Origin of the sequence: Caulobacter sp. 17J65-9, from assembly GCF_010975005.1 — a bacterium.
Lineage (GTDB): Bacteria > Pseudomonadota > Alphaproteobacteria > Caulobacterales > Caulobacteraceae > 17J80-11.
Genome location: NZ_JAAIVC010000149.1, coordinates 1 through 9,661 on the forward strand (window position 1 = coordinate 1; position 9,661 = coordinate 9,661).

At 72.8% G+C, this 9,661-nt stretch carries 10 protein-coding genes; 7 read left to right on the plus strand and 3 right to left on the minus strand.

The window, feature by feature from the left end; genetic code table 11:
• Positions 1-179: 179 nt before the first annotated feature.
• The gene (locus G3573_RS17315; protein ID WP_163262893.1) at positions 180-671 is read left to right on the plus strand and encodes an Hpt domain-containing protein; all 492 of its coding nucleotides are present in this window, start codon (positions 180-182) and stop codon (positions 669-671) included.
• A gap of 269 nt (positions 672-940) precedes the next feature.
• Complete coding sequence (locus tag G3573_RS17320; RefSeq protein WP_163262896.1) at positions 941-1,492, plus strand: sugar O-acetyltransferase; 552 nt, start codon at positions 941-943, stop codon at positions 1,490-1,492.
• A gap of 1 nt (position 1,493) precedes the next feature.
• On the opposite strand, the gene G3573_RS17325 is transcribed toward G3573_RS17320, so the two are convergent.
• Positions 1,494-2,636 carry a DUF2336 domain-containing protein gene (locus G3573_RS17325; protein WP_163262898.1) on the minus strand — a complete coding sequence of 381 codons (1,143 nt, stop codon included), beginning with the start codon at positions 2,634-2,636 and terminating at the stop codon, positions 1,494-1,496.
• A gap of 229 nt (positions 2,637-2,865) precedes the next feature.
• On the opposite strand from G3573_RS17325, the gene G3573_RS17330 reads away from it, so the two are divergent.
• From G3573_RS17330 to G3573_RS17340, 3 genes are all read left to right on the plus strand, one after another.
• The gene (locus G3573_RS17330; RefSeq protein ID WP_240454776.1) at positions 2,866-4,650 is read left to right on the plus strand and encodes an ATP-binding protein; all 1,785 of its coding nucleotides are present in this window, start codon (positions 2,866-2,868) and stop codon (positions 4,648-4,650) included.
• A 99-nt stretch (positions 4,651-4,749) separates the two neighbouring features.
• A complete protein-coding gene (locus tag G3573_RS17335; protein WP_163262900.1) occupies positions 4,750-5,463 on the plus strand; it encodes a hypothetical protein in 714 nt (237 codons plus the stop codon).
• Positions 5,464-5,494: 31 nt separating this feature from the next.
• On the plus strand, positions 5,495-5,881 hold the full coding sequence (locus tag G3573_RS17340; RefSeq protein WP_163262902.1) for a hypothetical protein: 387 nt from the start codon (positions 5,495-5,497) through the stop codon (positions 5,879-5,881).
• A 120-nt stretch (positions 5,882-6,001) separates the two neighbouring features.
• On the opposite strand, the gene G3573_RS17345 is transcribed toward G3573_RS17340, so the two are convergent.
• Positions 6,002-6,820, minus strand: a complete 819-nt coding sequence (locus G3573_RS17345) for a transglycosylase SLT domain-containing protein (RefSeq protein WP_163262904.1) — start codon at positions 6,818-6,820, stop codon at positions 6,002-6,004.
• A gap of 171 nt (positions 6,821-6,991) precedes the next feature.
• Between G3573_RS17345 and G3573_RS17350 the strand changes: the two genes are divergently transcribed.
• Positions 6,992-7,723 carry a TonB family protein gene (locus G3573_RS17350; protein WP_163262906.1) on the plus strand — a complete coding sequence of 244 codons (732 nt, stop codon included), beginning with the start codon at positions 6,992-6,994 and terminating at the stop codon, positions 7,721-7,723.
• A 4-nt stretch (positions 7,724-7,727) separates the two neighbouring features.
• On the opposite strand, the gene G3573_RS17355 is transcribed toward G3573_RS17350, so the two are convergent.
• On the minus strand, positions 7,728-8,777 hold the full coding sequence (locus G3573_RS17355; RefSeq protein ID WP_163262908.1) for an FAD-dependent oxidoreductase: 1,050 nt from the start codon (positions 8,775-8,777) through the stop codon (positions 7,728-7,730).
• 101 nt (positions 8,778-8,878) lie between these two features.
• Here G3573_RS17355 and G3573_RS17360 point away from each other — a divergent pair, with 101 nt between their 5' ends.
• Positions 8,879-9,526: a hypothetical protein gene (locus G3573_RS17360; RefSeq protein WP_163262910.1), complete on the plus strand. Its 648-nt coding sequence runs from the start codon at positions 8,879-8,881 to the stop codon at positions 9,524-9,526.
• Positions 9,527-9,661 lie beyond the last annotated feature (135 nt).

Sequence of the window (9,661 nt, forward strand, 5' to 3'; positions counted from 1 at the left end):
CCGCCGCGTACTTTCACTCCGATCCGAAGGGCGCGCCTCGCTGGAGCCCCCTCCACCACCCTCCGGGTGGTCCCCCTCCCCCACCGCTCGCTTCGCTCGCTCGGGGGAGGAATGGCGTTAGGATTTCCTAACTCCTTATCCGGCATGCTCCTCGCGAGAGTTCGCAAAGGACGTTCGCCGTGGAAAAGCCGAACCCCGCCCAGGTCATCCCGCCGCAGACCAGTCTGCGGCTGAAGGTCGGCGGCGGCCGCTTCGGCGGCATCGACCCGGCCGCCCTGGCCAAGGCCGAAGCCGCCCTGAAGGGGCTGTCGGCCCAGTTCGCCCAATGGCTGAACGACGAGATCACCAAGCTCGAGGCGGCCCAGGCCGCCATCAAGGCCCAGGGTTACAACACCCAGACCGCCGAGGGCCTGTACATGCGCGCCCACGACCTGAAGGGCCTGGGCGCGACCTACGAATATCCGCTGATCACCCGCATCGCCGCCTCGCTCTGCAAGATGACCGACAAGCCGGACGTGCGGATGAAGGCCCCGGTCTACCTGATCGACGCCCACGTCGAGGCCATCAAGGCGGCCGTGCGCGACGAGATCAAGGACGACGAACACCCGGTCGGCCGCGCCCTGGCCGAAGAGCTGGAAGGCAAGGTCGCCGCGCACCTGGCGACGATCTGAGCCTCCTCTCAGGTTCGAGACATGAACGGCCGGGCCCTCGCCCGGCCGTTTCTTTTTGCCCTTCTCCCCTTGCGGGAGAAGGTGGCCGGCGGAGCCGGTCGGATGAGGGGTGCCGGCGCCGAAGTATCGGGATGAGAAGCGTTGGGGCGCCAGTCGGATCAAGCGTTCCGCCGACACCCCTCATCCGACGCGCTCCGCGCGCCACCTTCTCCCGCAAGGGGAGAAGGAGAACGGTGGATCGACCTCCCTCTCCTCCGCGTTGGGCGGCCATGCCCCCGACCGAAAAGCAGAAGATGCTCGCAGGCGAGCTCTACCGCCCCGACGCGGAGCTGGCCGCCGACCACGCCCGCGCCCAGCGGCTGTTCAGCCTCTACAACGCCACGTCCGAGGACGAGCCTGAGCGCCGCCGCGCGCTGCTGCACGATCTGCTGGGCGAGGTCGGCGACGGCGTGGTGATCCGCCCGCCGTTCCGCTGCGACTACGGCGCCCACATCCGCGTCGGCGCCGGGACGTTCATGAACTTCGGCTGCGTGATCCTGGACTGCGCCGAGGTGACCATCGGCAAGCTCTGCCAGCTCGGCCCGGGCGTGCAGATCTACGCCGCCGACCATCCTCGCGACCCGGCCCTGCGCCGCGAGTTGCTCGAACTCGCCCGCCCGGTGCGGGTCGGCGACAACGTCTGGATCGGCGGAAACGCGATCCTGCTGCCCGGGATCAGCGTCGGCGACGACGCGGTGATCGGCGCCGGCGCCGTGGTGACCCGAGACGTGCCGGCAGGGGCGACGGTGGTGGGGTCGCCGGCGCGTCAGGCGAGCGGGTGAGCTAAGCCGCGTTGGCGTGGCGCGGGCGCAGGTCGTCTTCGCGGCGGTCGAGGCGCTCGAGGAGGTATTCCAGGTCCTCGCGCGGGGCGTAGGGGCGCTGGGTCAAGAAGCGTTGCAGCATGCGCTCCTGCAGGCGTTCGCGGTCGCCGACCAGGCCCTCGTGCTGCAGCGAACGCCACACGTCCACACCGGTGCGGAAGGCGGCGAACAGGCGGGTCGGCAGGCCGGCCCGCTCGCACACCGCGCGCAGGCCCAGGGGACCTGCGTCATGGACCATGATGCAGACGCGCGAGTGCGGCACGCCGGCCAGCTCGGCCAGGCCGTGCTCGAAGAAGCTCATCTGGCCGCGCGCCAGGGCGCGCAGCAGCAGCGAGGCGTTCAGGCGCTTCAGCTTGTTCAGGTGCGCGGCGAAGGCGGCCAGGTCGCGGGCGTCGGCGATCTGGTCGACGATGTCGGCGGTGGCGCGCTCGCGGGCGCCGGCGGCCAGGCGCAGCGACAGCTCCGGCGACAGGCCGTGGCGCTTGATCAGCTGATCGCGCACCGCGCCTTCCAGCCGGCCGACCAGCTGTTCGACGATGTGCGGCGGCACGGCCGAGCGGGCGGCCACGGCCTGGGCCACGGCCGGCGATTGCGGGAAGCGTTGCAGGGCCAGCGACAGGGCCTGCCCGGGCGTCTCGGCGTGGTCGTTGGCGCAGACGGCGGCGACCGCGGGCTCGGCCCCGAAGGCGATGATCGCGCCGGTCACCCGCGCGGCCACCTTGGGACGCTGGGCGATGGCGACCTGGCGCTCGGGCGCGCCGCGGCGGACGATCTCGATCAGGTCCTCGTCGGTGAAGGCCGGCGATTCCGCCAGCACCGGCAGGGCCACGGCCTCCACGTCGGCGGCCAGCTTCATCGCCACGTCGCGCGGCAGCAGCGGCGATGAGCGCAGGGTCACCGACAGCGAACGGCGCACCAGCTCCACCGCGTCCGCGGCCAGAATGCGCAGGATGTCCTGGGCGGCGGCGCGGTCGCGCTCGGACAGCGGCATGCGGTCCAGCGTGCGGCACAGCTTGTGGGTCGCGGTCGCGCGAGCGTCCGGCGTTTCGTGCTTGGACAGCCGGCGCAGGTCGGCTTCGGACAGGCGCGGACGCGCGAAGGTCATGGCGGCCCCGAATCTGATTCGGATCGGAAGACGCCTGGAAAATGCGAGTTCAATCCTAATGAAATTTTACCTTTGGCCACCCGTTCGCAACCAACCGCCCAGATTCCTTGGGGATAAGCCGCGGCCTGACGCCGCAGCCGCAAATCCACTTTCCCGGCGGCGATCGAGTGTTCCGTAACCGGACAGCAAGGGTCGGGGCCTAGGTTCGACCCGAGTCAGGAGATCGCTTTTGGAACCCGCGTCGGTCGATCCCACCGCCCTGCCCCCGGCCGAATTCCGGCGCGCCGTCGCGCGGCAGGCGCTGGACGCCCAGGTGAAGCTCCTGCCCTACGCCCTCGGCTTCTTCGCCGTCGCCCTGGTCATGTTCCTCGCCGTCGGCGTGTTCGCGCAGGGCAAGCTGCAGCTGCTGGGCTGCGTGCTGCTGTACGGCCTGAACTGGGGCGGCATCTACGCCGCCATGCGCTGGATGCACCAGGACGAGGACCGCTGGGACGACGTGCGCCTGCGCGCCGTGGTGCAGAGCGCCGGCGCGGCGCTGTGGGTCGGCGCGCTCTACGCCACCTGCGCCTACGCCCAGGCCGCGGGCCTGCTGTCGCCCCTGCTGCTGATGCTGTGCGGCGGCGCGGCCGCCGGCGTCATCTTCTTCTCGTCGCCCTACCTGCCGGCGCTGGCCGTGCTTGGCCCGCTGGCCGCCGCCGCCCCGGTGCTGGCGCTCGACGCCAGCCACGCGCCGGAGACCAGCCGCAACATGGTGCTGTCGGGCCTGCTGCTGGCCCTCGCCCTGGCGCTGATCCTGAACCGCCACCTGCGCGGCCACTTCAAACTGGCCATGGAGCGCGAGGGCCTGATCGCCGAGCGCGAGACCGCCCTGGCCGACGCCAAGAAGCTGACCCGCTCCAAGTCGCTGATCCTGGCCACCCTGTCGCACGAGATCCGCAACGGCCTGTCGGGCGTCGCCCACGTGCTGGCCGGCGCGCTGGGCGCCGGCTCGCGCGGCGCGCCCTCGCGCGAACAGCTGAAGGCCGCCCTGCACGCCGCCCGCGACCTGGTCGAGGTGCTGGACGCAACCCTCGATTCCGAAACCGCCGAGGCCGGCCGCCTGACCCTGACGCCCAAGCCGATCGACGCCGGCCGCCTGGTCCAGGAGCTGGTCCTGCTGCACCGCCCGCCGGCCAACGCCAAGGGGCTGGAGATGGTCGCCCAGGTCGGCGACGAGCTCTCGGGCGGCGGCGCCGTGATCGGCGACAGCGCCCGCGTGCGCCAGATCCTCAACAACCTGATCGGCAACGCGGTGAAGTACACCCTGCGCGGCCGCATCGAAGTCCGCGTCTTCATCGCCCAGCCCGGCCGCGCCCGCTTCGAGGTGGCCGACACCGGCCCGGGCCTCACCGCCGGCGAGATCAACCAGGCCTTCGAGCCGTTCTCGCGCGTGGTGCGCACCGGCGCGGGCGTCCCCGGCGCGGGCCTGGGCCTGTCGCTGTCGCGCCGCCTCGCCCGCCTGATGAACGGCGACGTGTTCTGCGACAGCGCGCCGGGCGTCGGCAGCCGCTTCTGGCTGGAGCTGCCGTTCGACCCGAAGGCCGCCGCCGTCGAGGCCGTCGAGCCAATCACCCAGACCCGCTCCATGCGCGTGCTGGTGGCCGAGGACGACGCGCTGAACGCCGCCATGCTGCGCGCCGTGCTGGAACAGCTGGGCCACAAGGTGCTGCACGCCCAGGACGGCCGCCGCGCGCTGGACCTGCTGGCGCTGGGCGAAATCGACCTGATCATGCTGGACGGCCGCATGCCCGGCATGGACGGCCCGACCACCGCGCGCGCCCTGCGCGAACTCGACGGCCCCGAGGCCAACCTGCCGGTCGTGGCGGTGATCGGCGGCGACGCCGAGGAAGCCCAGGCCATGCTCGCCGCCGGCGCCGACAGCGTGCTGCGCAAACCCGTCACCGTCGCCGGCGTCGCCCGCGCGGTCGCCGACGCGGCGCGCGCGGGCTCGCGGGGCGAGAAGAAGGTGGCGTAGCGCTTCTCTCCCGGCCCTATCGGCGGAACACCGCCCCCCCGACTTCCCAGCCGCCGCCGCCTGCGCTACGAGCGTCGTCGGAGTCCGGGGGGACGAAGCATGCATGTTCATAAGCCGAAGGCGCCGCATGGCGCGCGTGAGTTCGCCGCCGAGATCGGCGTCATCGTGGTCGGCATCCTGATCGCGCTGAGCGGCGAGCAGATGGTCGAGAACCTCCGGCACGAACACGAGGTCGAGATCGGCGAGCGGGCGCTGAAGGCCGACTACGTCGCCTTCGTCCGCCATCGCGCCGAGCAGGCCGCTACTACCGCGTGCGCCACCAAGCGCCTGGCCGAGCTGCGCGCCATCGTCGACGACGGCGCCCGGCGGGGCCAGCTGGGGACGGTCGGGCCGATCCCGCAGCCGGCGCCCCACTCGTGGGAGATCACCAGCTGGGACACCATGGTCGCCTCCGGCGCGGCCGCCCACGTGTCGCCGGCGCAGGTGACGCGCTACTCCCAGATCTCGCACTGGGCGCGGGACGCCCAGACCACCGCGTCGGCCGAGGTCGAGGCGTGGTCGGTGTTCAACAGCCTGAGCGGGGCGCCGCGCCGCTTCAGCGATGCGGAACAGGCCATGCTGCGCGCCGAGATCGCGCGTGCGGCGCACTTCACCGGCCTGGTGCGCGACATCTCGGGGACCACCGAGGAAGCGATGATCGCCAGCGGTCGCCTGACGCCCGAGGAGGTCAAGGCAGCGCGAGCGGCGGGCGAGCGGTCCGGCAACGTGACCAGCATGTGCGCCCCCATCGCCTACCGGGCGGCGTCGGCCTGACATATTCGGGGCCCGTCGCCCCCCTGACCGCATGTGCCACTTCATCACCCTGATCGCGCCCACCGCCGACGCTGATGCGATCCGCGCGGTGATGGCCCGCCACGGCCGCAAGGCGCACCCGGTCGACAATCCTTCCGTCCGCAAGGTGCTGCGCGGGGGCGAGCGCCAGTACCTGACCACGGGCGCGCAGTGCGACTGCGGCACCGTCCTCGGCGCCCCGCGCGAGACGCCCGAAGCCGCCGAGCAGAAGCTCGCCGACGAAGCCGCCCGCCTGCGCCGCCTCGCGCCGGCAGACGCCGAGGAACCTCCGTCGCCAGGAGGCGCTCGCCTCCATGGCCGAGGGCGTGGTCACGGTCTTCTCGCTGAGGTGAGCCAGATCTCCCCCCGAGCGTCAGCGCTGGGGGGAGCAGGCGGCTGAAAGCCGCCGTGGGGGGCTCCAGCGGAGTGCGCGGTTTCCGTCGCGCCAAGGCGAGCCCCCTCCACCACGCTACGCGTGGTCCCCCTCCCCCACCGCTCGCTGCGCTCGCTCGGGGGAGGATTAAGCCCGCTCGTCCTCGTCCGGCCCGAAGGCGGAGAGCAGCTGGGCGGTGAACAGGGTGTCGGCCGCCGAGCCCTGGCCGTCGCCGCCCAGCATCAGGCCCAGCAGGTCGCGGTCCGAGTTCAGGCGGTCCAGCCGCTGGGCCAGCATGAAATTCCCGCCGTCCAGCTCCGGCTCGCCTGACGGGACAGCGTCCGGGTCGACCGCGGGCGCGCCGCCGCCGGTGCGGGTCAGGTTGGCGTAGACCTCGGCCACGCTGACCGGGCGGCCGTCGCGGTAGAAGATCGAGCGGTTGGCCTGGGCGGCGTCGGGGAACAGGCGCGCGGCCGACAGGCCGGGCTGGCGATCGGCCGCCTCGACCAGCTTGGCCGCGCCGGCCGGGCCCAGGAAGTGGGCGGCGTACAGCTCGCCGGCGGTCGGCTCGCGCCCGGTGCGCCCGCGCAGGTAGGCGGCGTGGTCGGCGGCCAGCTCGCCGGCCATCAGCGAGGACGCGTGCGCGTCGAAGCGCAGGTCCATGACCGCGCGCCGGGCAGCCCCGCTGACCCGCAGCTTGCCGTCGGCGCCCTGCTGGATCTGGTCGGCGTAGGCGCCCAGGCCGTGCTTGGCGCCGTGCTTCTTCAGGGTGGCGAGCCAGGTCTGGTCGACGAACTGGAACAGGCCCGAGGCCGAGGACGAGCCCGCCTTGGCGCGCGGGTTCAGCGCGCTCTCGCGCTTCGCAGTCTTCAGAAGAAATTCGAAGTCCACGCCGGTGGCGTTCGAGGCGCGACGAATCGCCGCCTCAACTCCGGCCCCTTCGAATCCCACCTTGCCTATCGTCATCGAAGGGAAAGCTCGGTCGGCGTGGTTAACGGCGACCTAACGCCACGTCACGCCGCTGTTAAGGACCGCCGCTTTTCGAACGCAATACTGCCGCTACGTAACCTTACAAACTCGTAATGTTCGAGGAACGCCGGGTGAACACGGCGGGAAACGCACACCGAGGAGACGGCCATGATGATGCTGAGGACCGCCGACGGAGGCGCTGTCGTCCACGCGCTGGACATGGGCACCGCTCGCAAGCCGATGCCGCGCTGGATGTGGATGGCGATCGCGGCTTCCGCCGCCCTGCACGTCGCCGGCGGGGTCTGGCTCTATCAACGCAAGTTCGAGACGCCGCCGCTGATCCAGACGGAAGATCCGATCCCGCCGGTGGTGATCACCATGAAGCCGCCGCCGCCGGTCGAGAAGCCGATCGATCGGCCGCCGCCCAAGCCGCCGACCCCGATCCACAAGGCCACGCCGCAGCCGACGCCGCCGACCCAGATTGCGCCGTTCACGCCGCCGGACACGCCGCCCGCAGTCTATTCGACCGGCCCGGAAATCGTCGCGCCCAGCAAGGACATCGACGTGGCCTCGGTCGAGACCAAGCCCGCCGTCGCCCCGCCGCCGGTGATCGCCAACCCGAAGTGGATCAGCAAGCCGACCTCCGACCAGATGGCCCGCTGGTATCCGCTGGGCGCGCTCGAGAAGGAGGTCAGCGGCCGGGTGGTGATGAAGTGCCGGGTCACCGCCACGGGCTCGGTCGGCAACTGCGCCGTCACCTCCGAGGACCCGGCCGGCTACGGCTTCGGCGACGCGGCGATCAAGCTGTCGAAGTACTTTAAGATGAGCCCGCGCACCGTCGACGGCGCGCCGGTCGAAGGCGCCGAGGTCAGCATCCCGCTGCGCTTCGGCTTCCAATAACCCGCTAAGGGCGGGCCAGGCCGAACCGGTCGGGCCCGATGGCGGCGGCGTACGGCCCGGGCGTTTCTCCGGCCGCCGCCGCCGTCAGCGTCCGAGCCGCCAGCGGCGCGAGCAGCCAACCGTTCCGCCGAGGCCCCAGCGCCACGAACACGCCGGGCGCGCCGGGCACGGCGCCTGCGATCGGCAGACCATCGGGGACCGCGCCGCGCACCCCGGCCTGGGCGTGCACCACCTCGGCGGCCGCCAGCTCAGGAACGACCGCGACCGCCGCCGCCCGCAACCGCGCCACCGTCTCCGCCTCGACCTCGCAGTCGGTGACGCCCGGCTCCATGGTCGCGCCCACGATCACCCTCCCGGCCCGTGGCAGCAGGTAGACGCCCGGCGCGCGCACCACGCCGCCGATCGCGTCGGCGCCCTCGCCGCCCAGCTCCACGATCTGTCCCTTGATCGGCTCGACCAGGCCCATGAGGCGGGTCAGCTCCGCCGGCCCCTCTGGCGGGCTCCCGGTCCAGCCGACCGCGACGACCACCGCGTCGCCCGGGCAGGTACGCCCGGTCTCGTCGACGACCTCCAGCGGATCGGTCCCGATCCGCGCGACGCCGGCCGCAACGAACCGGCCGCCGCGCGCCAGCACCGCCCTGCGCATGGCGTCGAGCGCCTGGGCCGGGGTGAGCCGCCAGTCATCCGGCGTGCGCCATCCGTTCGCCGTCGGCTCGACCGTGAAGCCCAACGCCCGCGCCCGGCCGGCCAGCGGCTCGGCCGGCCCGACCCATTCGGCCCCGTCGCGGGTGAGCTCGATCCCGCAGGCCTCGGCGAAAGCCGGCCACAGGTCGCGTCCGTACCGGTAGAGGGCGGCGCGGTCGGCGTCGGCTTCCTCCAGCACGGCTTCGAAGACCGGGGCCAGCATGCCCGCGGCGACGGCCGAGGCGTTGGCCGGCCGCTCGGACCGGTCGAACACCGTCACCCGCGCGCCGTTCAGCGCGAAGGCCGCGGCCGTCGCCAGGCCGAGCGCGCCGGCGCCGACGACCAGAATGTCCATGTCGCGCGGGGTCATTGTCGCGGCTGCGTGTAGCCCTGCGGGCGGCCGCCTTCAAGGCGAGCGCCGGGCGGACCCGCGTGTTAGCCTGGCGTCCGGGGGCACGCGGAGGCGCGGCCATGCATGACTTCCCGTCCTGGGCCTCCGCGCTCCGCGACCTGTTCACGGGCCTTGCCGCAGCGATCGCCGGCTGGGTCGGCCTGCGCGGCCTGGGGGCGTGGCGGGCCGAGGCGGTCGGACGGCGCAAGACCGAGCTGGCCGAGGAGGTGCTGGCCCAGTTCTACCGGGCCCGCGACGCCCTGACCTGGGCCCGCTTTCCCCATCCCGACGTGTTCGCCGACGCCCCCAGCCCCGGCGCGGCCGACGACGACGCCGAGGCGCGCCGGCGCCAGGCGGCCTCCGCCCCGGTCGAGCGACTGTCGCGCGAGATGGCCCTGTTCTCCGAGCTGCAGGCCAACCGCTACCGCTTCATGGCCGTGTTCGGCGAGCCGGCGGCGCGGCCCTTCGACGAGATCATGGCGGCGCGCGACGACGTGGTGCGCTGCGCCGGCGACCTGATGCGCAGCTATGCTGACGACACGCCCTCGCCCACGCCCGAGGCGGCGCAGGCGCGCGACCAGATGGAGCGCGAGGTCGGCTGGGGCGCGCGCGACGCCGACCCGATCGCCCAGCGGGTGGACGCGGCCATCCGCGAGATCGAACGCACCTGCCGCCCCCTGATCGACGAGGTTCACCGCAAGGACCGGTTCGCCCGCAAGCGGGGCTGAACGGCCTCAGACCAGGTGCGCGAAGGCCGGGCCGGACTTCAAGGTGGCGGCCAGCGCCTGCAACGCGCGGCTCAAGGACTCGCGATCCCGCGCCGCCCCCAGCGACAGGCGCACGCCGTTGCGCGCCGCCCCCGC